Origin of the sequence: Streptomyces sp. NPDC019224 (assembly GCF_040632605.1) — a bacterium.
In the GTDB taxonomy this organism is placed as follows: Bacteria; Actinomycetota; Actinomycetes; order Streptomycetales; family Streptomycetaceae; genus Streptomyces.
Window position 1 is genome coordinate 246147 of the sequence record NZ_JBEYCF010000002.1, and the last position, 23852, is coordinate 269998.

The following is a 23852-nucleotide window of genomic DNA, read 5'->3' on the forward strand; positions in this document are numbered from 1 at the left end:
AGGGGGAGCGATGACAGCGAAGGACCCGAGGACGGGACGCGGCCGGACGCGCCGGCTGCGCGGCTGGGGCGGGGTCACGGCGATGGCCGCGGCCTGCGCGGTGACGGCCTCGCTGACCCTGCTGCCGCTGTCCCACCGGGGCGACGACGTCTTCGGCCCCCGGGGGACGGGGCCGGGCGCGGCGCACGCGGTGCAGGCGCGGGCCGATGCCTGCACGGACCCGGAGGCCAGCCTGCGACCGGGCGAGGTGGACGGCGACGCGGTCAGGAAGATCAAGGAGCGCGGCAAGCTCATCGCCGGCGTGGACCAGAACAGCTTCCAGTGGGGCTTCCGCAACCCGGAGTCCGGGGACCTCGAAGGCTTCGACATCGACCTCGTGCGGGCCATCGCCGAGGACATACTCGGTGACGGCGACAAGGTGGTCTTCCGGGCCGTCCCGACCAACCAGCGCATCGCCGCGCTGGAGAACGACAAGGTCGACGTCGTCGTGCGGACGATGACGATCAACTGCGCCCGCCTGAAGCAGGTCTCGTTCTCCACGGCCTACTTCCAGGCCGGTCAGCAGGTCCTCGCCGCGAAGGAGGACCACTCGATCACCGGTTTCAACTCCACGCTGGCCGGCAAGCGGATCTGCACCGCCGAGGGCTCCACGGCCTACGAGGCTCTGGAGAAGGAGTCGTTCGGCTCGGTCTTCGAGGACGAGCACGACGGCACGGCGGCCGACGAGGACCGGCTCACCGTCCCCAACCAGCTGGACTGCCTGGTACGGCTGCAGCTGGGCGAGGTCGACGCGGTCGTCACGGACAACGCGCTGGCCGCCGGCCAGGCCGCGCAGGACCCGGCCGTGGAGCTCAAGGGCGCCCCGTTCACCACCGAGTACTACGGCGTGGCCACGAAGAAGGGCGCGGACGACCTTGTGGCCCGGGTCAACAAGGTGCTGGTCGGCTACCGGGCCGGCGGCGCGGACAGCCTCTGGATGAGGTCGTACCGCGCATGGCTGGAGGACGGCCTGCCGGGGATCAAGGCGCCGCCGGCGCCGAAGTACAGGGACTAGACCCCCGGGGCCGGCCCGGCCTGCGGGCGGCACTGATCCTGCGGGGCCCCGGCCCGGCAGGGAGAGCGGAGAGGTGATCGATGGGCGTCGCTGGCCCCTTCCCCAGCTACGCGGCCCGGCCGCCCGGTCCGGTCATGGACCGGGACGAGGCCGACCGTGCGCTGGCCCGGCTCGGCGCGGAGCACGAGGCGATCGAGACCTCGCTCCTCGCCCTCCAGGACCACGCGGGCCGCCGGCTCCTGGAGGGCGCGGAGCTGTCCGGCGTCACCAAGGAGCGGTGGACCGTCACCGAGCGGTCCATCACGCTGCTGTGGAGCTACTTCGAGGCGTACGCGGGTGTGCTGGACGAAGCGCGCAGGGTGCGGGCCCGGCGCCGCCACCCCAACCGCGAGGACCTGGCGACGCTGACCGAGCTGCTGCGCGGCCAGGGGGTCACCGTGGCGCACGGCGCCGCCGGGCACGACCCGTCGGTCACCGGCCCGGCCCGGCTCTCCGAGCGGTTCACGCTGGAGGAGCTGGTCTCCCGGATGAACGGGCTGTACGCGAGCGCCCTGGACATGGTCGTCGCGTCGGACACCGTGTGGTCGGCGATGCCCGCCCGCATAGACCTCCTCGCCGCCGAACTGCGCCGCACGCACTCGCTGGCGCACTCGGTGGGCGTCCGGCCCGGTGAGCATCCCTCGGGCGACGACCTGGAGGCGATCACCGAGGAGCTGGCCACGCTGCGGGCGCAGGTGATCTCGGACCCGCTGGCGTTCTGGCTGCCGGGGCCGGGCAGTGCCGCGCCCGGCGGCGGGCGCCCCGACACGACCCGCTACGACCGGGCGGCCCGGGCGCTGGACGAGGTGCGGCGCGAGGTCGAGGCGGTGCTCGCCGTACGGCAGGACGCGGAGCAGCGGCTCGTGCACCTGCGCGACGTGCTCTCCCGGGCCGACCGCACCCTGGCCGAGGCCCGGCTGGCGCGCGGTGAGGTGCTGGCCAAGATCGCCGCGTCGGAGGTGCCCGTGGTCAACGGCCCGCCGACCGCGCTCCAGGAACGGCTGGCCGCCGCGTCCGAGTACCGCAGGCACGCCCGCTGGCACCGCCTCTCGCCGCTCCTGGAGACCCTGGAGCGGGAGGCCGAGGAGGAGCTGCTGCGGGCCCGGGAGCAGCTGACGGCGGTCACCGCCCCGCTGGCCGTCCGGGCGGAGCTGCGCGGCCGGCTCGACGCGTACAGGGCGAAGGTGGCCCGTCACGGGCTGGCGGAGGACCCGGTCCTGATCGAGCGGTACGACGCGGCGCGGCGGATGCTGTGGAGCGCCCCGTGCGATCTGCGGGTGGCGGCGCAGGCGGTGCAGCGCTACCAGGACGCGGCGCTGGAACTGCTGGGCGGCGGCGGGGCACCCGGCCCGCAGGACCGGCGGGGGCACGGGTGGGACGGGCCGGGATCATGAACAGATGTGACGGGCCGTCGAGGCGGCGGGGCGAAGAGGGGGAACGGACATGAGTACGCAGTGCCAGCGCCCCGCGTGCGAGGGCGGTTACGAGGACATGGGTGGCGGTGAGCTGTACTGCGACACCTGCGGTCTGGCGCCCGTGGTGTCGCCGAACGGCCTGGTGAGTTCGCCGCCCACGGGCATCGCGGGCGGCGGGCGGGGCTCCAGCAGTTCCTCGGCCCGCAGCGGCTCGCAGTCCTCGTCCCGGGTGTCCTCGCGTTCGTCGACCTCGCGGCGTTCGGTGTCGGGGCGGCTCTCGCGGTCGCTGTCGCTGTCCGGCCGGACCGGCGCGCACTCGGTCTCGGTGCGCTCCTCCGCCAGGTCGTCCAACGCGTCGGGCCGCAACCGGCTGGGCGCGGGCCTGGTGCAGGTGCCGGACGTGCCGCGGCCCGATCCGCGTACGGCCGTGATGGAGAACCCGGAGGTGCCCGAGCGCAAGCGGTTCTGCTCGCGGTCGGACTGCGGGGCACCGGTGGGCCGGTCCCGGGGCGGCCGGCCGGGCCGCACCGAGGGGTTCTGCACCAAGTGCGGCCACCCGTACTCCTTCGTGCCCAAGCTCCGGGCGGGCGACGTCGTCCACGGGCAGTACGAGGTCGCGGGCTGTCTGGCGCACGGCGGGCTCGGCTGGGTCTACCTCGCGGTGGACAAGGCGGTCTCGGACCGGTGGGTGGTGCTCAAGGGCCTGCTCGACACGGGGGACCAGGACGCGATGGCGGCGGCGATCTCGGAACGGCGGTTCCTCGCCGAGATCGAGCACTCCAACATCGTCCGCATCTACAACTTCGTGGAGCACCTGGACCAGCGGACCGGTTCGCTCGACGGCTACATCGTCATGGAGTACGTGGGCGGCAAGTCGCTCAAGGAGATCGCCAACGAGCGCCGTACCGCGGCCGGGAAGCGTGACCCGCTGCCGGTCGAGCAGGCGTGCGCCTTCGGCATCGAGGCCCTGGAGGCGCTGGGCCATCTGCACAGCCGCAACCTGCTGTACTGCGACTTCAAGGTCGACAACGCGATCCAGACCGAGGACCAGCTGAAGCTGATCGACATGGGCGCGGTCCGCCGGATGGACGACGAGGAGTCGGCGATCTACGGCACGGTCGGCTACCAGGCGCCCGAGGTCGCGGATCTGGGCCCGTCGGTCGCCTCCGACCTGTACACGGTGGCCCGCACGCTCGCGGTGCTCACCTTCGACTTCCAGGGGTACACGAACGTCTTCGTGGACTCGCTGCCGGACCCGGACAACATCGAGGTGTTCCGGACCTACGAGTCGTTCTACCGGCTCCTGGTGCGCGCCACCGACCCCGACCCGGCTCGCCGGTTCGCCTCGGCCGCCGAGATGGCCGAGCAGCTGACGGGCGTGTTGCGGGAGGTGGTGTCGCTGCAGACGGGGCGCCCGCGCCCGGCCCTGTCGACGCTGTTCGGCGCGGAGCTGCGGGTCATCGACACGGAGCTGTTCGCGGACGGGGCGGGCGAGGTGTCGCGGCTGGGCGCCCGGGCCGCCGGGTCCGGCGGGCGCTTCGGCCGCCGACGGGGCGGGACGGGCCCCCGGACGCCGTCCGCGCCCGCCGCCGTGACCCCGCCCGGGGGCCTGCCGGGGGCGCTGCCCGCCGGGCCGCCTCCCGCCTCGCCCACGGGCGCCGCCCCGGTGCCCGCCGCGGCCACCCATGTCCGTACGCCCGGCGGCGCGGGCACCGGCCCGGGCCCCCTGCCGTACGCGCCCGCCGCGAGCGTCCCGGCGCCCCGCAGCCCGCTCCCCTCCCCCGGCGCCCCGCAGGTGCCCGCGGGCGCCCGGGTACCCCGGCCGGCCGTGCTCGACGTGCGGGGGGCCGCGCTCGCGCTGCCCGTGCCCCGGGTCGACGCGAGCGACCCCAACGCCGGTTTCCTGGCCGGGGTGATGGCGTCGGCGCCCGCCGAGCTGATCGCCGCGTTGCAGGCGGTTCCGGCCGCCTCGCTGGAGACCCGGCTGCGCGAGCTGCGCGCCTGCCTGGAGATGGGCGACCTCACCGCCGCCACGAAGACCCTGGCCGCGCTGGAGGGGCGGCACGCGGACGACTGGCGCGTCGTCTGGTACCGGGGCCTCACCGCCCTGGTGACCGGTGACAAGGAGAACGCGGCGCTGTCGTTCGACGCGGTGTACGACGCGTTTCCCGGGGAGCCCGCGCCCAAGCTGGCCCTCGGCATCTGCGCGGAGGTACTGGGGCAGCTGGACAACGCCGCCGAGTACTACCGGCTGGTGTGGATGACCGATCCGAGCTTCGTGAGCGCGGCGTTCGGCCTGGCCCGTGTGCAGATCGCGGCCGGTGACCGGAACGCGGCGGTCCGGACACTGGAGTCGGTGCCGGAGGCGTCGATCCACTACACGGCCGCCCGGATCGCGGCCGTCCGGGCCCGGCTGCGTGAACGCGCCCCGGACGAACCGCTGCTGGCGGACCTGACGGCCGCGTCGGCCCAGGTGTCGGGGCTCGCGGGGCTCGGACTCGACGCGGTCCGGCGGGAGCGTCTTTCGGCCGAGGTACTGGGCACGGCACTCGACTGGGTACTCTCCGGTAGCCCCTCGGGCGGGGAGCCGGCCGTGCACGCCGGCGCGCGCGGCCCGGGGACGCTGCTCGGCAGCGAGCTGGACGAGCGCGGACTGCGTTTCGGCCTGGAGCGTGCGTACCGGATGCTCGCCCGGCTCGCTGAGCCCGGGGCCGAGAGGATCGAACTGGTGGAGCGGGCCAACCGCTTCCGCCCCAGAACGTGGGTGTGAACATGTCGCAGAACCACCAGGAGACGGCCTTGCCGAGGTGCCCCGGCTGCGAGGAGCCGCTGGAGCAGGGCGACCTGTTCTGCGGCGCCTGCGGGTACGACCTGTCGGCCGTGCCCGAGCCGCCTCTCGACCGCCCGACGGTCGCCATCACCACCCCGGGAGCGGCGCCGGGCACCGCGCCGCCCGCCACCGCACCGGTCGCGGACCCCCCGCCCGGGGTCCGCCACGACGGGCCGGGCGCCTCCGGGGACTTCGAGCTCGCCTCCCCGGGGGCGGCGCCCGATCCGCGTATGTCGCCGGCGCCCGCCCCGGCTCCGGCCCCGGCGGCCGGTGGCAAGGTCTGTGTGGCCTGCCGGGCCGGCCGGGTGGACGGCGACGGCTACTGCGAGAACTGCGGCCACGCCCAGCCGCGCGAACGCGACCACATGGAGCAGGAGCTCGGTTCGGTCGCCGCGGTCAGCGACCGGGGTCTGCGTCACCACCGCAACGAGGACTCCTTCGCGGTGTCGACGACCGCCCTGCCGGACGGCTCGGCCGCCGTCGTCGCGATCGTCTGCGACGGGGTGTCGTCGGCCAGCAGGCCGGACGAGGCGTCCGCGGCGGCGGCGAGCACGGCCAACGAGTCCCTGCTGGAGTCGCTGCAGCGTGGCACGCATCCGCAGCAGGCGATGCACGAGGCGATCGTGGCGGCCTCGGAGTCGGTCAACCGGTTGGCGCAGCAGACCGGTCAGGACCAGGAGCGCGAGTCGCGCCGCCGCCAGAACGCCCCGGCGTGCACCCTGGTCGGCGCGGTCATGGCGAGCGGCCTACTGGTCGTCGGCTGGGTCGGCGACAGCCGCGTGTACTGGGTGCCCGAGGACCGCTCCACCGCGCCGGCCCGGCTCACCGAGGACGACTCGTGGGCCGCGCAGATGGTCGCGACGGGCCTGATGAACGAGGCGGAGGCGTACGCGGACGAGCGGGCCCACGCCATCACGGGCTGGCTCGGCGCCGACGCCTACGAACTGGAGCCGCACACCGCCTCGTTCAAGCCGGACCGGCCGGGCCTGGTGGTGGTCTGCACGGACGGCCTGTGGAACTACGCGGAGTCCGCGGCGGAGATGGCCGCGGCGGTGCCCGAGGACGCGTACGCACGTCCGCTGCACGGAGCGCAGGTGCTCGTCGGGCACGCCCTCGACGGCGGCGGCCACGACAACGTAACAGTGGCCCTGCTGCCGTTCGCCGTGCCGGCCCAAGGGGCAGGATCCGCCTGAAACGGGCGGTTCACCCCTGCCCGTCCTCGATGCCTTGTCCGTACCTCTGTCTTCATCTGACCCATGGAGCCTCAAGGAGCCGATCAGATGGCCAACTTCTCCAAGTCGAACGTGCCGCAGTTCTCCGTCGAGGTGTACCAGAACGAATTCCTGCCCGAGGGCGGCCGCGAGGTCAACGGCATCATCACGGTGACCTCGACCGGGGGCGGCACCACCGGGGGCATACCGCTGCCCGGGCGGGCCGCCGGCGCCGCCGTGGTGGTCATGGTGGACTGCTCGGGTTCGATGGACTACCCGCCGACGAAGATGCGCAACGCCCGCGACGCGACGGCGGCGGCCGTGGACACCCTGCGCGACGGCACCTCGTTCGCCGTGGTGGCCGGGACGCACGTGGCCAGGGAGGTCTACCCGGGCAACGGCCGGCTCGCGGTCGCCGATGCGCGGACCCGGGCCGAGGCCAAGGGGGCCCTGCGCAGGCTGAGCGCGGGCGGCGGTACGGCGATCGGGACCTGGCTGCGGCTGGCGGACCGGCTGCTCGGCGCCGCCGACGTGGACATCCGGCACGGCATCCTGCTCACCGACGGGCGCAACGAGCACGAGTCGCCCGAGGACCTGCGCGCCGCGCTGGAAGCCTGTGCGGGCCGGTTCACCTGTGACGCCCGCGGGGTCGGCACCGACTGGGAGGTGAAAGAAGTCACAGCCATCGCCTCGGCACTCCTCGGTACCGCCGACATCGTCGCCGACCCGGCCGGGCTCGCCGCGGACTTCACGCACATGATGGAGAACGCCATGGGCAAGGAGGTCGCGGACGTGGCGCTGCGGCTGTGGACCCCGGTGGGCGTGGAGATCAAGTTCGTGAAGCAGGTCGCGCCTACGGTCGCCGACCTGACCGGCCGCCGCACCGAGGCGGGCCCCCGCGCCGGGGACTACCCCACCGGTTCCTGGGGCGACGAGTCCCGCGACTACCACGTCTGCGTCCGGGTGCCGGAGGCCGGCATCGGGCAGGAGATGCTCGCGGCCCGGGTCTCGCTGGTCCTGCCCGACCCGGCGGGCGGGGCGCCGCAGACCCTCTCGCAGGGCCTGGTGCGGGCGGTGTGGACGGACGACATGGTGGCGTCGACCTCGATCAATCCGCAGGTCGCGCACTACACGGGGCAGGCCGAACTGGCACAAGTCATCCAGCAGGGTCTGGATGCCCGCAAATCGGGAGACTTCGACGGCGCCACGGCCAAACTCGGCCGTGCGGTGCAGTTGGCGTCGGCGTCCGGGAACGAGGACACTGCGAAACTGCTTTCGAAGGTGGTAGACGTCGTCGACGCGGCGACGGGTACTGTGCGACTGAAGGCGAAGGTCGCGGAAGCGGACGAGATGACTCTCGAAACGCGCTCCACGAAGACGGTTCGCGTCAAGAAATAATCGGACAATCGTAACGATCCGCCACCCGCTGGTTCAGGTCCACCGGGCGGCGGAGCAGGACAAGCAGCGGCCTGCGGGCCGGAGAAGGAGAGGGGGAAGCGCCGACATGCCGACCTGCCCGAACGGACACCAGTCGGGTTCCGAGGACTGGTGCGAGGTCTGCGGCCACCGCATGGCCGGGGCGGGCGCGCCTGCGGGTGCGGTTCCCCCGCCGCCTCCTCCGCCGCCCGCGCGCGGTTACGGATACCCCCAGCCGCACGACCCGGACGCGACGGCCCAGGCCGAGCTGTGCCCGCAGTGCCGTACGCCGCGTGAGGCGATGGCTCCGTTCTGCGAGGAGTGCCGCTGGAACTTCCTCACGAACACGGCGACGTCGTACACCCCGCTGGCTCCGCGGCACAGTCTCCCCGGCGACCCCGGCCCCGCCGGCAACCGGCCGCCGGGCTTCCCGGCCCAGCAGCCGCCCCCGCCGCAGTCGCGCGACTCCTTCGACTACCAGGGCTCCCGCCCCTCGCAGGTGAACCGATCCGCCGAGCCCCTGTCCGCGGGCCCGGGCCAGTCCGGTCCGCAGGGCCAGGGGCAGCCGCCGTTCGGTCAGGGCCAGGGGCAGCCGCCGTTCGGTCAGGGCCAGGGACAGCCGCCGTTCGGCCAGGACCGGGGGCAGTCCGGTCCGCAGGGCCAGGCGCAGCCGCCGTTCGGTCAAGGCCAGGGCCAGTCCGGTCCGCAGGGCCAAGGGCAGCCGCCGTTCGGTCAGGGCCCGCAGAGCACGCCGCCGCCGTTCCAGCAGGGCCGGCCCGAGCCGCAGGGCCGGCAGGGGCCGCCGCCTCCGCCTCCGTACCAGCAGGGACCGCAGGGCGGCCCGCAGGGCTCGCCCCCGCCCTTCCAGCAGCAGGGCGCGCCGCCCGCCTTCCAGCAGCAGACGGCTCCCCCGCAGGCCCCGCCGCGTTCCGACGACGACGACTGGCTGCTGTCCCCGCCCTCGCAGCCCGCGCCGCCGCCGGCCCAGGGCCCGCAGTCCCCGATGCAGCAGCCGCCCTTCCCGGGCCAGCACGGACCAGGACCGCAGGGCGGCCCCGGCCCTCAGCACGGCAACCCCGGCCCGCACGGGCCCGGTGCGCACGACCCCGGCCAGCAGCACGGCCCCGGACCGGGCCGGCCTCCGCTGTCCGACAACTGGACGGCGTTCATCGCGCCCGACCGTGAGTACTTCCTGGCGATGATGCAGCGCAGCGGCCCCGAGGCGACCGGGCTCAACCTGCCCGCGTACTCGCCGGAGCAGCAGCTCGCGCTCACCGGCACCCAGATCACGATCGGCCGCCGCCGGCACAGCACGGGCGAGTCCCCGGACATCGACCTGTCGGTGCCGCCGGAGGACCCGGGCGTCTCCCACCAGCACGCCGTGCTGGTGCAGCAGCCCGACAGCAGCTGGGCCGTGGTCGACCAGAACTCCACCAACGGGACCACGGTCAACGGCTCCGAGGAGCCGATCCAGCCCTACGTCCCCGTCCCGCTCCAGGACGGCGACCAGGTGCACGTCGGGGCGTGGACGACGATCACGATCCGCCGGGACTGATGACCGCGTACGGCAGAGCGGCCGGTGAAGGGCCTCGCGCCTTTCACCGGCCGCTTCGCCGTGCGGTGAACGGCGAAGCGGCCGACGCGGGACACCGGAACGAGCCCCCCGGGCCCGGCCCGGCGCCCGGCGCGTCTGCGACCATGGACGGGTGACTGAGAACCCGCGCGACACGGTGCAGGAGCTGACCTTCTACGAGCAGGTAGGCGGCGAGGAGACCTTCCGGCGCCTGGTCCACCGCTTCTACCAGGGCGTCGCCGACGACCCGCTGCTGCGGCCGATGTACCCGGAGGAGGACCTCGGGCCGGCCGAGGAACGGTTCGCGCTGTTCCTCATGCAGTACTGGGGCGGTCCGCGCACCTACAGCGACCGGCGCGGGCACCCGCGGCTGCGGATGCGGCACGCGCCGTTCCGGGTGGACCGCGCCGCGCACGACGCCTGGCTGCACCACATGCGCGTGGCGCTGGACGAGCTGGGCCTCGCCCCGGAGCACGAGCGGCAACTGTGGGACTACCTCACCTACGCCGCCGCCTCGATGGTGAACACCGAAGGCTGACCATCGGTCACGGACCGTCGACAAGCGGGCGGAATGCGGTGCTTCACGGCCGGATACCGGTCACAAATGCATCAAGTTGTACCCGGACGCGGTTTCCGCGAGGACCGGCCGTCTGACAGCATCCAGGCAACGCCGGGGGCGGGCGTGCGGGGAACGGTGGCGAGGGGGCCAGGTGACGGGGTTCGTCTTTCTGCGGGTGAGGGCGCACCGGCTCCTCCTCGCCGCGGCCGTACTGGCCGTGCTCCTGACCACCTCGGTCCTGGCCGCGCTCACCGCCTTCTCCGGTTCCATCGGCGACGCCGCGCTGCGCCACACGCTCACCCACCGCTCCGCCGTCCCCGCCTCGCTGGTGGTCTCCGCGCAACTGGAGCCGGACGAGCGGGAGCCGGCCGACGCGGAGGCGCGCAAGGCCGCCCGGGCCACGTTCGACGGCCTGCCGGTGACCGTGCGGAAGCTGGAGGCGTCCGGTCCGTACGCGCTGCCGCGCGGCCTCCAGGACCCGGCCGCCCGGCGCGGTGACCCCGACCTCACGCACTTCGCCTCCCTGGACCGCAGCCGCGTCCGCCTCACCGCCGGCCGTATGCCCGCCGCCGGGGCGGGAAGGGGCGACGGCCCCGTCGAGGTGGCCCTGCCCGTGTCCGCCGCCGGGGCGCTGTCGCTGGAGCCCGGTGCCCGGCTGAAGCTCACCGACCGGCTGGGCGGCAAGCCGGTCGACGTCGTGGTCACCGGGCTCTACAAGGCCGCCGACCAGGCCGACCCGTACTGGCAGCTGGACGCGCTCGGCGGGCGCGGCGTCCGCAAGGTCGTCTTCACGACGTACGGTCCGCTGCTCGCCGACCCCGCCGTGCTCGGCTCCGGGCGGACCAGCTCGGGCGAGGTGTCCTGGCTGGCGTCCGCCGACTTCCGCTCGCTCACCACGGACCGGATGGCGGACCTGCGCCAGGCGGCGGCGAACGGACCGAAGCAGCTGCTGGCCGCTCCCGGGTTCGAGGAGGGGGCCACCGCGCGGACGTCGCTGCCCGTCGTGCTCGAACAGATCGACCGCGCCCTGCTGGTCTCCCGCTCGACGCTGACGATCGTGGCCGTGCAGCTGGTCCTGCTCGCCGGATACGTCCTGCTCCTCGTGGCCCGGCTGCTCAGCAGCGAACGCGCGGGCGAGACCGAACTGCTGCGGGCCCGCGGCGGTTCGCGGGCCCGGATCACCTGGCTCGCGGCCGTCGAGGCGCTGCTGCTCGCACTGCCGGCCGCCGTCGTCGCGCCGCTGCTCTCCGGTCCGCTGACCCGGCTCCTGGCGGACCGCAGCGAGCTCTCCCGGATCGGGCTCCGCCTGGACACCGGCGTCACCGGCCAGGTGTGGCTGATCGCCGCCGTCACCGCGCTGGCCTGCGCGCTCGCCGTCGTGGCGCCCGCCCTGGCCGCCAGTGCCGGGGGCCGGCGCGCCACCCGCCCGGCCGCGCTGCCCGGCCCGGTGCGGGCGGGCGCCGACCTCGCGCTGCTGCTGGTCGCGGCGGTGGCGTACTGGCAGCTGGACCGGCAGACGACGGGCTCGGGGAGCGGCGCGCTCAGCGGCGACCGCTCGGGCGGGCTCGGGATCGACCCGCTCCTGGTGGCCGCGCCCGCGCTGGGCCTGCTCGCCGGCACCGTGCTGACGCTGCGCCTGCTGCCGCCGGCCGCCCGGCTCGCGGAGCGCCGGGCGGCGGGCGGGCGGGGGCTCGCCATCGCCCTGGCCGGCTGGCAGTTCAGCCGCCGGCCGCTGCGAGGTGCCGGGCCCGTGCTGCTGCTGGTCCTCTCGGTGGCGATGGGCATGCTGGCGATCGGGCAGAGCGCGTCGTGGAACCGCTCGCAGAGCGACCAGGCCGATTTCCGGTCCGGTGCCTCGCTGCGCGTGACCGGCGGCGTCGACGCGGACCCGGCGAAGGCGGGTGCGTACGCGCGGCTGCCGGGCGTACGCGAGGCGGCGCCCGCCTTCCGTACGACGGTGGGCCTCTCCGGCGAGCGCACCGCCGACGTCCTCGCGCTGGACACCGCGCACGCCGACGAGCGGATGCTGATGCGCGACGACCTCGGCGCCGGTTCCGCCTCCCGGCTGTTCGACTCGCTCGCCCCGAAGAAGGCGGCGCGCCCCGGGCTCGCGCTGCCGGCGAAGAGCACCCGGCTCCGGTTCGACCTGACCCTCTCCGCGCCCGGTGCCGCGCACAGGACCTCGCCCTCGGGCATGGGCCCGCGGCTCACCGTCCTGCTGGAGGACCGTTACGGCCTCCCGTACCAGGTGGCCGCCGGTGCCGTACCGGCCGACGGGAGGACGCGACCGTTCGAGATCGAGGTGGCCGCCGCCGGCGGGCTGGCCGTGACCGGCTTCGAACTGGACGACGAGCAGCCCGTCGGCCACGGCGAATCGCACCGCCTCGCCGTGACCCGGCTGCGCACGGTGACCGGGAGCGGCGCCGAGCAGCCGGTCCCGGTGCCCGACGGCTTCCACTGGCGCGCCGCCGTCTCCACCGACTCGCTCGGCGAGGTCCGGCCGGGCGCCGCCGCCTTCCCGACCGCGTCGGCCGCCACCCCGCTGGGCATCGACTACGTCACCGGCTCGGTCACCTCCGAGGACGCGGCGTACTCCGTACCGAGCCTCAACGTGCGGATCACCGCCGAGCGCCCCGAGGCCCCCGCCGTCATCCGGGCGGTCGCCACGGACGCCTATCTCAAGGCGACCGGGGCGAGGACCGGGCAGTCCCTCGACGTCACGCTGGCCGGGGAACGGGTCCGGGTGAAGATCGCCCGGACCGTGCACCGGCTGCCGACGACCGGACCCGGCGGCTCCGCCGGGGCCACCACGGAGTACCGGCGGGCCGGGGACGGCGGGGCGCTGCTGCTCGACCTCAGATCCCTGGGCCAGGTCTTCGCCGGACGCCCGGGCGCCCGACTCCCGGTGACCGAGTGGTGGCTGAGTACCGCGCCCGGCCGCACCGCCGAGGTCGCCGCCGCGCTGCGGGCCCTGCCGGACGCCGACCCGACCCAGGTGCTGGTGCGCGACGAGGTCGCCGACGAACTGGTCGGCGACCCGCTGGGGGCCGGGCCGCAGTCCGCGCTGCTCGCGGTCGCGGTGATCGCCGCGGCCCTGGCGGCGGTCGGCTTCGCGGTGGCGGCGGTCGGCTCGCAGCGGGAACGTTCCGCCGAGTTCGCCCTGCTGCGGGCGCTCGGCATGCCGCGCCGCCGGCTGGCCCGGACGACCGCTGCCGAGCAGGGCGTCCTGATCGCCGTCGCACTGCTGGTCGGCGGGCTGCTCGGGGCGCTGCTCACCCGGGCCGTCGTGCCGCTGATCGTGCTGACCGGGCAGGCGGCCCAGCCGGTGCCCCCGGTCCTCGTCCAGCTGCCGGCCGGCCAGGTCGCCCTGCTGCTGGCCGGGGTCGCCGCGCTGCCGCTGCTCATCGTCGCGGCCCTCGGCCGTGTCGGAAGCCTCCCCTCCGCGCACCGGCCACCGGCACGCACGCTCGGCGCACCTGGGACCCGGACAGGCGGCTCCGCCACATGACCCGGGCCCCCGCACACCGATCGCACGCACCGGCCACCGCCTCGCCCGCGCTCCGCGCGGACGAGGGGAGACACCCGACACGACCGGCCCTGCGCCGCGCCGACCCCGCGATATCGCTGCGCCACCAGGGGGACCACTGACATGAGCCCGCGTTCGAGAACCCCCCGCGCGGCGGCCGCCTGCGCCCCCTGGGTGCGCACCCGGCTGCGGACCGCGCCCGGCGCGTCCCTCGCGTTCGCCCTGCTGGTGCTGGCCACGGCGTTCCTGGCCGCCGCCTTCCCCCGGTCCGTCGACCGCTACGAGGGCCAGGGGCTGCGCCACGACCTCGACGTCGTCGAACCGAGGCGCGGCGTCCTGGAGGTGAGCGGCCCGCAGCCGGGTCTCCAACTCCCCGCCGCCGCCCGCGAGAAGGCGGTGCGCGGGGCCGCGATGGGCTCCGTCCAGCGCCATATCCTGGGCGCGCTGCCCGCCCCGGTGCGGGCCGACGCCGCCCAGTCCGCGTACGGGGTGCGGACCTCGAAGGGGATCGCGGCGACGGAGAGGTGGTTCCCCCGCCCGTACGGTCTCGACCCCTCGCTCAGTTACGTCACCCAGGCCGGGCTGCCCGACCACGCCACCCTGCTCACGGGCTCCTGGCCGAAGGTCCGCGGCAAGGCGACCATGCGGACCCGCGAGGTCGAGGCGGCCGTCACCGAGGCCACCGCGAAGGCCCTGCGCATCGAGGCCGGTGCGACCGTCGCCGTCCCGACCCAGGGCGGCGGCACGCTGACCGTACGCGTCACCGGCATCGTCGCCCCGAAGCGGCCCGAGGCGTCCTACTGGTCGGCCGAGCAGCTGCTGCGCACCCCGTCCCTGGTGCCGATCCCCAACAAGGAGACCCCGCGCTACTACTGGACGGCCGCGCTGCTGCTGCCGCCGGACGCCGCCCCGGCCCTGCTCTCCACCACCGGGCAGCCCGAGGTCTACTGGCGTCTGGCGCCGGACAGTTCGGGCCTGAGCGCCCGTGACGTCCCCGGGCTGCGGACGGCGATCGCCTCCCTGGAGGGCGGACCCGGGCTGCTGTCCATGCGCGAGCTGGCCGGAAACACGGTCACCGTCACCACCGACCTGGACGAGATCCTGGCCGGGTACGACGAGATGCGCACGGCGATCGAACCGGTCGTCACCGTCGCCGCCGTCGGCATCGGGGCCGTGGCCGCCCTCGTCCTGCTGATGACGGGCGGTCTGATCGCGGGCCGCCGGCACGCCGAACTGGCGCTGCTGCGGGCCCGGGGCGCTTCCCTGGCCGGCATCGGCAGCCGACTGCTCGCCGAGACGGCGGTGACGGCCGTGCCCGCCGGCGCGCTGGGGCTGCTGCTCGCGGTCCTGACGGTGGGCGAGGCCCGGCTGTGGCCGGCCGCGGCGGGCGCCGGGGCGGTCGTCGCGCTGGTCTGCGCGGCGCTCCCGCTGCACACCGCCCTGTCGCACCGCGGACACCGGGCGCACGGGGCCCGCGACGACCTCGCGACCGCCCGCCCGTCCCGGCGGCGCACCGTCGCCGAACTGACCCTGCTCGTCCTCGCGGCGGGCTCCGTCGTCGCGCTGCGCCGACGCGGGACGGACAGCGCGGGCGGCACCGACCTGCTGGTCAGCGCCGCACCCGTACTGGTCGCCCTGATCGCCGCCGTGCTCCTGATCCGGCTCTACCCGCTGCCGCTGCGGCTCGCGCTGCGCTCCGTGTCCCGGCTGCGCGGCGCGGTCGGCTTCCTGGCACTGGCCCGGGCCGGCCGCTCGTCCGCCGCCGGCACCCTGCCGCTGCTCGCCCTGCTGGTCGCGCTGACGACGGCGGCGTTCGGCGGCTCGGTGCTCGCCGGGGTCGCGGACGCCCGGGACGACGCGGCCCTGCTCGCCACCGGCGCCGACGCCCGGATCAGCGGCCGGGGCGGCACCGTACCGCTGCCCGCCGGCCTGATCCGCGCGGCCGGAAAGGCGGACGGCGTACGCGAGGTGGTGCGGGCCCGGATCGAGTACGGGATCGCGCTGCCGCCCGCGGCGGACGGCGTCGAGGACGCCAAGAACGCCACGCTGATCGGCGTCGACCCGGAGGCGTACGCCGAACTGGCCCGTACCGTCGGCCTCGGCGCCTTTCCGGCCGACCGGCTGAAGGCCCCCGGCGCCCGGCCCGCGCAGGGCGAGCCGGCCTCGGAGGACCGGGTGCTGCCCGTGCTCGCCTCGCCGTCGGTCGCCCAGCGGCTCGGTGACCGGCCGCACGGTCTGCGGTCGCCGGCCGGCAACTTCAAGGTGCGGCTGGCCGGCACGGTGACCCGCACCCCCGCCGTCACCGACTCCGCCTTCATGATCGTCGACGCCTCCGCCCTCACCCGCCCGCAGACCACCACGCTGCTGCTCACCGGCGACCACCTGGACGCCGAGGCACTGCGGGCGGCCGCCACGAAGGCCGGCGACCACTTCTCCGTACAGCTGCGCTCCGAGGCGCGCGCCGCGTACGTCGACACCCCCCTGCAGAACGGCGCCGAGCGGATCTACCTGGCGGCGATCGCGGCCGCCGCCGGGTACGCCCTGCTCGCCGTCCTCCTCTCGCTGCTCCGGACCGCGCCGGAGCGCACGACGCTGCTGGCCCGGCTGCGCACCATGGGCCTCACCTCCCGGCAGGGCGGGCGGCTCCTCGGCTTCGAGGCCATGCCGCAGGCGCTGCTCGCCGCCGTGGGCGGGCTGCTCGTCGGCCGGGCCACCATCGCACTGCTCGCACCCGGCATCGACCTGGTGCGCCTCGCGCTCTCGACCGGTCCCGGCTCCGGCCCGCTGGACACCGTCCCGCTGCGGACCGACCCGTGGTCCCTGGTCCTGCCGGCGCTGGGCGTGCTCGTCCTCGCCACCGCGGTGGCCGGGGCGCAGGCCTGGTGGACCGGCCGTCGCGGATCGATCACCGAACTCAGGGCAGGAGACCCCCGATGACGACGCCGTCGACCGATTCCACGCTGGCGGAGCTCGAACAGCGGGCCACCGCCCGGCGCGACCGGCCCTCCTACGGGCACGACGCGCTCATCGCCTGCGACCGCCTGGTGCGCGTCTTCACCACGGACGGCGTGGAGGTGCAGGCCCTCCAGGGCCTCGATCTGCTGGTGAACGAGGGCGAGTTGCTGGCACTGGTCGGCGCGTCCGGCAGCGGCAAGTCGACGCTGATGAACATCCTGGCGGGCCTGGACGAGCCCACGGCCGGGGCGGCGAAGGTGGCGGGCTGCGACCTGCTGTCCATGGGGCAGAAGGAACGGCTCCGCTATCGCCGGGACGTCGTCGGCTTCGTCTGGCAGCAGACCGCCCGCAACCTCCTGCCGTACCTGACGGCGATCCAGAACATCACCCTGCCGATGCAACTGCGCGGCCGCGGCCGCAACCGCGAACGGGCGGCGCGCGCCGAGGCGTTGCTGAAGATGCTGGAGGTCGAGGACTGCCGCGACCGGCGTCCGCAGCAGATGTCGGGCGGCCAGCAGCAGCGGGTGGCGATCGCGGTCTCGCTCGCCAACTCCCCCTCGGTGCTGCTCGCCGACGAACCGACCGGCGAACTCGACTCGGCCACCGGCGAGCAGGTCTTCGCCGCGTTCCGCCGCGCCAACGAGGAGCTGGGCACGACGATCGTGATCGTCACCCACGACCAGGCGGTCGCCGACGAGGTGAGCCGTACGGTCGCGATCCGTGACGGCCGCACGTCCTTCGAGGTGCTGCGCCGCACGGAGGTCGACGCCGCGACCGGTCAGGAGTCCCAGGTGGCCCGCGAGTACGCGATGCTGGACCGCGCGGGCCGGCTGCAACTGCCCGCGGACTACACGGAGGCGCTGGGCATGGAGCACCGCGTGATGCTGGAGCTGGAGCAGGACCACATCGGGGTCTGGCCGGACGGTCCGAAGGAGGGCTGACCGCCGCCCCGGATCCTCATGACCGGTCGTGAGGATCCGGCCATGACGACGTTCGCACGCGAGATCACCGAGCCGGTCGACCTGTGCCTGCCCGACGGCCGCCTCGACCCGGCGGCGGTCGGCTGGTCGCGGACGCCGCTGCACCGCGCCCGTCTGCGCGGCTGGGGCCGGGCAGCGGTGGGAGTACTGGTGTGTGAATCCTCCCCCGGCTGAAGCAGGGGGGATTCCTGACGGAGATCGCGGTGGACCGCCTGCTGGGCTGGGCAAAGGACGTGCGGATGCGGTGGTGAGGGGCCGGGCGGCCTCAGCCGTTGACGGAGACCGCGAGGTTCCCCAGGCCGCCCGCCGCGCCCGCCCGGCGCAGGGCGATGGAGCCGTACGGGGTGCGCAGGCGCAGCCAGCTGCCCGCCGTCAGGAGGGCCACCGGGAAGCCCGGGTCGACGCGCAGGAAGCCGAGGGACTGCGCGGCGTGCACCGCGCGCAGGGGGAGCCCGGTGTCCTCGACGGTGCGCGACCAGATCTCGTGGCCGATACGGTCCCGCTCGGCGCGGGTGCGCCGGTCCTCGGGGAGGGCCTCGTCGCGGGCCCGGAACTCCGTGACGGCCGCGGTCAGCGCGGCGCGCAGGGCGACGGGTCCGGGAAGCCCGGGCCGCTCGCGCCAGCCGCCGCGGGGCGGGAGGACACCGGCCCAGGGCGGTCCGGTCACCGGCGCGGGCAGAGCACCGGCGCCGACGCCCTCGGCCGGCAGCCTCTCCAGGAGGTCGCCGGCCGACACCGTGACATCGAAGTCGTGCGCCTCGGCCAGCCGCGCCGTACGGATCGCCAGCACGTCGAAGGACGGCGGCCTGCCGAACACGGCGAGCGCGCCGCCGCCCGCCTGGAGGCGTACGGCGGCGGCACGGTCGTAGTGGAGCAGCCGCCCGAGGAAGGCCCCGAGATCGGCGGCCTCCCTCGCGTCGGCGAACCGCAGCGACTGCACGGACACGGTCATACCGCGGCGGGCTCCTCGGCGAGGTACTCCTGGAGGAAGAGCTTCTCCTCCGGGGAGATCCGCCGGGGGCGTCCCTCCGCCAGGTCGTACGGCACGACGACGGTCGAGGCGCGTACGTAGACCTGGTCCGGGTCCTTGATCTCGTAGGCGATCGTCAGCGACGCGGCGCCTATCTTCGTGACCCAGGACTCGACGGTCACCGGCCGGTGCCGGTGGACCAGGGGCCGCACGTAGTCGATCTCGTGCCGCGCCACGACGGAGCCGCCCGCGAAGGACGGCGAGCCGTCCCCCGGCGCCAGCCGGAACATGAAGTCGATGCGCGCCTCCTCCAGGTAGCGGAGGAACACCACGTTGTTGACGTGGCCGAAGGCGTCCATGTCCGACCAGCGCAGCGGGCAGCTGTAGATGTGACGAGCCAAGACGATCAGCCTCGCGTGAGCTTCTTGTACGTGGCACGGTGCGGACGGGCCGCGTCCGGGCCGAGGCGGTCGATCTTGTTCTTCTCGTACGACTCGAAGTTGCCCTCGAACCAGTACCACTTGGAGTTGCCCTCGTACGCCAGGATGTGCGTGGCGACGCGGTCCAGGAACCAGCGGTCGTGGGAGATGACCACGGCCGCGCCCGGGAACTCCAGGAGGGCGTTCTCCAGCGAGGACAGGGTCTCGACGTCGAGGTCGTTGGTGGGCTCGTCGAGGAGCAGCAGGTTGCCGCCCTCCTTGAGCGTCAGCGCCAGGTTGAGGCGGTTGCGCTCACCACCGGAGAGGACCCCGGCCGGCTTCTGCTGGTCCGGGCCCTTGAAGCCGAACGCGGAGACGTACGCCCGCGAGGGCATCTCGACCTGGCCGACGTTGATGTAGTCCAGCTCGTCGGAGACGACGGCCCAGAGGGTCTTCTTCGGGTCGATGTTGGCGCGGGACTGGTCGACGTAACTGATCTTGACCGTGTCGCCGACCTTGACGGAGCCGCTGTCGGGCGTCTCCAGGCCCTGGATCATCTTGAACAGCGTGGTCTTGCCCGCGCCGTTCGGACCGATGACGCCGACGATGCCGTTGCGGGGCAGCGTGAACGACAGGTCGTCGATGAGGACCTTGTCGCCGAAGGCCTTCGAGAGGTTCTCGACCTCGACGACGATGGAACCGAGCCGCGGCCCCGGCGGGATCTGGATCTCCTCGAAGTCCAGCTTCCGCATCTTGTCCGCCTCGGCCGCCATCTCCTCGTAACGGGCGAGACGCGCCTTGGACTTGGTCTGCCGGCCCTTGGCGTTGGAGCGGACCCACTCCAGCTCTTCCTTGAGCCGCTTCTGACGCTTCTCGTCCTTGCGGCCCTCGACCTTGAGGCGGGCGGCCTTCTTGTCGAGGTACGTGGAGTAGTTGCCCTCGTACGGGAGCGCGCGGCCGCGGTCCAGTTCGAGGATCCACTCGGCGACGTTGTTCAGGAAGTAGCGGTCGTGGGTGACGGCCACCACGGCGCCCGCGTACTTGGAGAGGTGCTGCTCCAGCCAGTTCACCGACTCGGCGTCGAGGTGGTTGGTGGGCTCGTCGAGCAGCAGCAGGTCGGGCGCCTCGATGAGGAGCTTGCAGAGCGCGACGCGGCGCTTCTCGCCACCGGAGAGGTTGACGACGGGCCAGTCGCCGGGCGGGCAGCCCAGGGCGTCCATGGCCTGCTCCAGCTGGGCGTCCAGGTCCCACGCGTTGGCGTGGTCCAGGTCCTCCTGGAGCTTGCCCATCTCGTCCATGAGCGCGTCCGAGTAGTCGGTCGCCATCAGCTCGGCGACCTCGTTGAAGCGCTTGAGCTTGCCCATGATCTCGGCGGCGCCGTCCTGGACGTTCTCCAGGACCGTCTTGTTCTCGTCGAGCTCCGGCTCCTGCATGAGGATGCCGACGCTGAACCCGGGCGACAGGAACGCGTCACCGTTCGACGGCTGCTCCAGGCCCGCCATGATCTTCAGCACCGTGGACTTACCGGCGCCGTTGGGCCCCACGACACCGATCTTCGCGCCGGGCAGGAAGTTCAGGGTGACGTCATCGAGGATCACCTTGTCGCCGTGCGCCTTGCGCGTCTTGCGCATGGTGTAGATGAACTCAGCCAAGAGAAACCGTCCGGCAATCGATGTGTGGGCAGATACACCCCATCTTGCCTGACGGCTACCTCTTGACGGAAACCCGTATCGGTCGGTGGCCCTGACCTGGGCTCGCGCGTGCCGGGTGGCCGGCCTGTCACCGGCTGTCGCACCCGGCCGCTGCCGGGCCGTCCACGCACGGCCCGGGAACGGTTGCCGGGCCGTGCGCCGCCCGCCCTAGCCGACTTGCTGCGGGGTCCAGTAGTGCGGCTCGATGGGGGCCCGCCGCACCACGATCCGGCCGGTGACACCGGGCTCGTCCACCAGCTTCCCCCAGGAGCCGGAGCCGTCGCCGGGGGTGTGCTCGATGTCGGCCCACACCACGCTGCCGGGTCCGGCGGAGCCGATGGAGACGGTCCACTCGGCGTACCTGCCGCCGCAGTCGTTGGCCACCACCCGGTAATCGGTGGTCAGGCTCAGGCAGGTGCGGGGGTCCGAACCCTGGGTGGAGACCTCCATCGTTCCGTTGGGACGTTGACGCACCTGCCAGTTCGCCGAGGTGTTCGCGTTGTCCGTGCAGTCGCCCAGCGACACGTTGCCCCTCTTCCCGCCCGGCTTGGGATAGATCAGGCACTTGCCGTCCTGAAGGGCCGCGAACCGGTAGACCCCGTCGACGAGCGGGGCGGCGTGGGCGGGTTGCGCGAGTACCGCGGTGGCGGCGACCGCGGTGGCCATGGCGGTGATGACGCGTGAACGCATGGGATCGGACTCCTCGGACAGCCTCGGCCGCGCGGTTCACACGGCGCGGGCCGGGGCGACGCACATTCCGCCTGATCCGGCGGCGGCACCGATCCTGGAACACCGGCCCGCCCGGCAGCGGCCCGCGGTGGCCGCTGTCACCCGCCTGGCCGAGCCCTGTCACCCGATGGCGCCGCGGACACGCCACGGCCCCGGCCGGCCGAAGCCGTACCGGGGCCGTGTTCCGTGCTCAGTGGCCGTGCCGCCCGTCGTTCGTCACGCGCCGGTGCTCTCTCCCTTGCGGCGGCGCAGGAGGACGACGGCACCGCCGCCGACGACGACCAGGGCGATGGCGATGCCCGCGATCACCGGGGTGGCGCTGGAGCTGCCGGTCTCGGCGAGGTTGCTGTCGCCGCCCGACGTGCTGCCGCCGGCCGTGGCGGTCGTCGTGGTGGGCTCGTCGCCGGTCTGGGTCTCCGTACCGCCGGTGGCGCTGCCGGTGGTCTTGCAGTCGAGAACGCCCTTGAACGTCTTGGAGAAGCCGTTGGGACCGGTGACCGTGACGTCGTACGCCTGGTCCTCGGCGACGGGCACGGTGACGGTCACGGACTTGCCGGCCCCGACGGAGTGCTCCTTGCCGTCGAGTTCGAAGGTGAACGCCTCGTCGCCCTTGTTGCCGACGGTGATGTCGACGCCGCCCTTGTCGCAGTTCTTCTCGGCGGTGGCCGCCGGGATCGGGCCCTCCTTCGCCCAGGACGCGGTGGCGGTCGCGGAGACCGTCGACTCGCTGGAGCCGGCCAGGATCTGGGTCTGGCTCTTGGTGACCCCGGCGAAGGCGCGGCCGACCGGGACGGAGGTGGCGGCCTGGACGGCCAGCGCGGCGGCGCCCTCCTCGGAGTCGGCGGGCACGTCGAAGTAGAGCTGGTCGCCGTCGGACGCGGTGGTGACGGGCGCGCCCTTCTTGTCGGTGATCCTCACTCCGCTGGCCAGGTCCGCCGGCGGGGTCACCGAGACCTGGCCGGCGTTGGTGCGGACGGTGACCGGGCCGACACGCTCGCCGGGGCGGCCGGACACCGCGACCGGGTCGAGCGCGAGGGACGCCTTCGGCTCGGCGGCGACGGCGGCGGACTTCTCCAGCCAGTCCGCGAGCTTCTCCGCCTGCTCGTCCTCGGCGGTCACGGCGGCGTGGTCGGAGAAGCGCCAGATCGCGACCTGGGTGCCCGCCGCAGCCGTCTTCTCGGTGAGCGGTCCGGTACCGGCCGCCTTCGCGAGCTGCGCCAGGCCGTCGACCTGCGGATAGGAGTGCTGCAGGATCCAGAGGATCTTGCCGGCGTCCTTGTTGCCGCCGAGCGAGGTCTGGTTCCAGGGGGTCTCCAGGTACTTCGCCCGGTCCTGGGTGGGGTTGTGGATGTCGATGCAGTACGTCTTGAGCGTGCCGCCGCCGTCGACGTTCATCTCGAACAGGCCGGCGGGCACCTCGCGCTTCTTGCCGCCCTCGTCCAGGAGCGCGGTGTCATAGGTCTTCAGTCCGTCCAGCACGGCGGTCGCACCGCCCTGGTGCGGGGGCGCCTCGTCGGCCGCCGCACCGCCCGCGCCGACGAGGGCCCCGGCCACGGCCAGGCCGGACGCCACCACCGAGGCGGTGAGCCGGGCCATGCGCCGGCGCCGTCCGGTGCGGTCCCTCGCCGTGGATGACGAAACGGTCGCTGAAGAAGCAGAAAACACTGATTTCCCCTCCGGGCGAGACCCTCGCGCCCGGTACGCGTGTGGGGATTGTCCCGCCTGATTACTCAAGTGCCCTGTGAGTACGGGGAAATCCTATGGAGGGAGCCATGCACAGTCCCCCGTCATACCGTCCGACAACCATTCCGAATCGCAATTGTTATCCCGGGCAACTCGCCCTCCAGAAGCGGGCACCGCCGCCGGCGCGGCCGGTCCTCACGCGGTCACCAGACCGGAGTCGGTCTTCCGGGGCGCGGCGCCGCCCTTCTGACGCACCGTCCGGCGCCGTGCGGCCGGGCGCTCCACCGGCCGGTCCGCCGAGGGCCCCGCTCCGCCCGCCGGTTCGCCGGCGCCCACCGGCTCCTCGTCCCCGCCCCGCCCCTCCGGCGTCTCCCGCACCGCCCACGGATCCTCCCCCGCGGCGAGCGGCGCCGGACCGTACCGGGACGTCAGGCCCGGCTCGCCCCTGACCACCCGGCGGAACGCCGCCGTACCCCGCGTCAGATCGTGGCCCACCGCCACCGCCTCGATGTCCACGAACGTCCGCCGCTGACCCGCCAGCTCCTCCTCGCGCACCTTCAGCCTGCCGTGCACCACCAGCGGCTCCCCCACCGCGACCGACCCCGTCAGATTCGTGGCCAGCGTGCGCCAGGCCCACACGGTGTAGAAGCTCGTGTGTCCGTCGGCCCAGGCCTCCTTCGCCCGGTCCCACCGCCGGGGCGTCACCGCGAACCTGAACCGGGCCATCCCCCCGCTCGCCGTCTCCCGGAACTCCACCGCCGTCGCCGCGTTGCCCACCAGCGTCACCAAGGTCTCGTTCATG

16 protein-coding genes and 1 pseudogene are annotated in these 23852 nt (G+C 74.2%); 11 read left to right on the forward strand and 6 right to left on the reverse strand.

Annotated elements, in window-relative coordinates; genetic code table 11:
• The first annotated feature begins 10 nt into the window (after positions 1-10).
• The 11 genes and pseudogenes from ABZ564_RS02545 to ABZ564_RS02595 all read left to right on the forward strand — a co-directional run.
• On the forward strand, positions 11-1054 hold the full coding sequence (locus ABZ564_RS02545) for a glutamate ABC transporter substrate-binding protein (RefSeq protein WP_360848220.1): 1044 nt from the start codon (positions 11-13) through the stop codon (positions 1052-1054).
• An 80-nt stretch (positions 1055-1134) separates the two neighbouring features.
• Entirely contained in the window at positions 1135-2487 is a 1353-nt protein-coding gene (locus ABZ564_RS02550) for a hypothetical protein (RefSeq protein ID WP_360848223.1), read from the forward strand.
• 49 nt (positions 2488-2536) lie between these two features.
• A complete protein-coding gene (locus ABZ564_RS02555) occupies positions 2537-5278 on the forward strand; it encodes a tetratricopeptide repeat protein (RefSeq protein WP_360848226.1) in 2742 nt (913 codons plus the stop codon).
• On the forward strand, positions 5275-6531 hold the full coding sequence (locus ABZ564_RS02560; protein ID WP_360848229.1) for a PP2C family serine/threonine-protein phosphatase: 1257 nt from the start codon (positions 5275-5277) through the stop codon (positions 6529-6531). The genes ABZ564_RS02555 and ABZ564_RS02560 overlap by 4 nt, the downstream gene beginning before the upstream one ends.
• An 87-nt stretch (positions 6532-6618) precedes the next feature.
• Positions 6619-7947, forward strand: coding sequence for a VWA domain-containing protein (locus ABZ564_RS02565; RefSeq protein ID WP_360848231.1), 1329 nt, complete (start codon positions 6619-6621; stop codon positions 7945-7947).
• A gap of 106 nt (positions 7948-8053) precedes the next feature.
• Positions 8054-9520, forward strand: a complete 1467-nt coding sequence (locus ABZ564_RS02570; RefSeq protein ID WP_360848234.1) for an FHA domain-containing protein — start codon at positions 8054-8056, stop codon at positions 9518-9520.
• 151 nt (positions 9521-9671) lie between these two features.
• Positions 9672-10076, forward strand: coding sequence for a globin (locus ABZ564_RS02575; RefSeq protein ID WP_360848237.1), 405 nt, complete (start codon positions 9672-9674; stop codon positions 10074-10076).
• Between the two features lie 172 nt (positions 10077-10248).
• On the forward strand, positions 10249-13605 hold the full coding sequence (locus tag ABZ564_RS02580) for an FtsX-like permease family protein (RefSeq protein ID WP_360848240.1): 3357 nt from the start codon (positions 10249-10251) through the stop codon (positions 13603-13605).
• Between the two features lie 141 nt (positions 13606-13746).
• The gene (locus ABZ564_RS02585) at positions 13747-16560 is read left to right on the forward strand and encodes an FtsX-like permease family protein (protein WP_360848243.1); all 2814 of its coding nucleotides are present in this window, start codon (positions 13747-13749) and stop codon (positions 16558-16560) included.
• Complete coding sequence (locus ABZ564_RS02590) at positions 16557-17519, forward strand: ABC transporter ATP-binding protein (protein WP_360848246.1); 963 nt, start codon at positions 16557-16559, stop codon at positions 17517-17519. Before ABZ564_RS02585 ends, ABZ564_RS02590 begins: the two co-directional genes overlap by 4 nt.
• A 42-nt stretch (positions 17520-17561) precedes the next feature.
• A pseudogene (locus tag ABZ564_RS02595) lies at positions 17562-17715 on the forward strand (DUF2804 domain-containing protein); the annotation flags it as partial.
• 108 nt (positions 17716-17823) lie between these two features.
• Here ABZ564_RS02595 and ABZ564_RS02600 read toward each other — a convergent pair.
• From ABZ564_RS02600 to ABZ564_RS02625, 6 genes are all read right to left on the reverse strand, one after another.
• Entirely contained in the window at positions 17824-18510 is a 687-nt protein-coding gene (locus ABZ564_RS02600; protein ID WP_360848249.1) for a hypothetical protein, read from the reverse strand.
• Complete coding sequence (locus ABZ564_RS02605) at positions 18507-18929, reverse strand: thioesterase family protein (RefSeq protein WP_360848252.1); 423 nt, start codon at positions 18927-18929, stop codon at positions 18507-18509. The genes ABZ564_RS02600 and ABZ564_RS02605 overlap by 4 nt, the downstream gene beginning before the upstream one ends.
• 5 nt (positions 18930-18934) lie before the next feature.
• On the reverse strand, positions 18935-20599 hold the full coding sequence (ettA, locus tag ABZ564_RS02610) for an energy-dependent translational throttle protein EttA (RefSeq protein ID WP_360848255.1): 1665 nt from the start codon (positions 20597-20599) through the stop codon (positions 18935-18937).
• A gap of 207 nt (positions 20600-20806) precedes the next feature.
• Positions 20807-21328 carry a hypothetical protein gene (locus ABZ564_RS02615; protein ID WP_360848258.1) on the reverse strand — a complete coding sequence of 174 codons (522 nt, stop codon included), beginning with the start codon at positions 21326-21328 and terminating at the stop codon, positions 20807-20809.
• A gap of 255 nt (positions 21329-21583) precedes the next feature.
• Positions 21584-23032, reverse strand: a complete 1449-nt coding sequence (locus ABZ564_RS02620) for an LAETG motif-containing sortase-dependent surface protein (protein WP_360848262.1) — start codon at positions 23030-23032, stop codon at positions 21584-21586.
• 213 nt (positions 23033-23245) lie between these two features.
• Positions 23246-23851 (reverse strand): single-stranded DNA-binding protein, encoded by a 606-nt coding sequence (locus tag ABZ564_RS02625; protein ID WP_360848265.1) that lies wholly within the window; start codon positions 23849-23851, stop codon positions 23246-23248.
• Between the last annotated feature and the right edge of the window lies 1 nt (position 23852).

Coding starts and splice junctions, on each gene's coding strand:
- ABZ564_RS02545 (WP_360848220.1), top strand. CDS start 11: ATGACAGCGAAGGACCCGAGGACGGGACGCGGCCGGACGCGCCGGCTG.
- ABZ564_RS02570 (WP_360848234.1), top strand. CDS start 8,054: ATGCCGACCTGCCCGAACGGACACCAGTCGGGTTCCGAGGACTGGTGC.
- ABZ564_RS02615 (WP_360848258.1), bottom strand. CDS start 21,328: ATGCGTTCACGCGTCATCACCGCCATGGCCACCGCGGTCGCCGCCACC.
- ABZ564_RS02590 (WP_360848246.1), top strand. CDS start 16,557: ATGACGACGCCGTCGACCGATTCCACGCTGGCGGAGCTCGAACAGCGG.
- ABZ564_RS02600 (WP_360848249.1), bottom strand. CDS start 18,510: ATGACCGTGTCCGTGCAGTCGCTGCGGTTCGCCGACGCGAGGGAGGCC.
- ABZ564_RS02585 (WP_360848243.1), top strand. CDS start 13,747: ATGAGCCCGCGTTCGAGAACCCCCCGCGCGGCGGCCGCCTGCGCCCCC.
- ABZ564_RS02565 (WP_360848231.1), top strand. CDS start 6,619: ATGGCCAACTTCTCCAAGTCGAACGTGCCGCAGTTCTCCGTCGAGGTG.
- ABZ564_RS02550 (WP_360848223.1), top strand. CDS start 1,135: ATGGGCGTCGCTGGCCCCTTCCCCAGCTACGCGGCCCGGCCGCCCGGT.
- ABZ564_RS02555 (WP_360848226.1), top strand. CDS start 2,537: ATGAGTACGCAGTGCCAGCGCCCCGCGTGCGAGGGCGGTTACGAGGAC.
- ABZ564_RS02625 (WP_360848265.1), bottom strand. CDS start 23,851: ATGAACGAGACCTTGGTGACGCTGGTGGGCAACGCGGCGACGGCGGTG.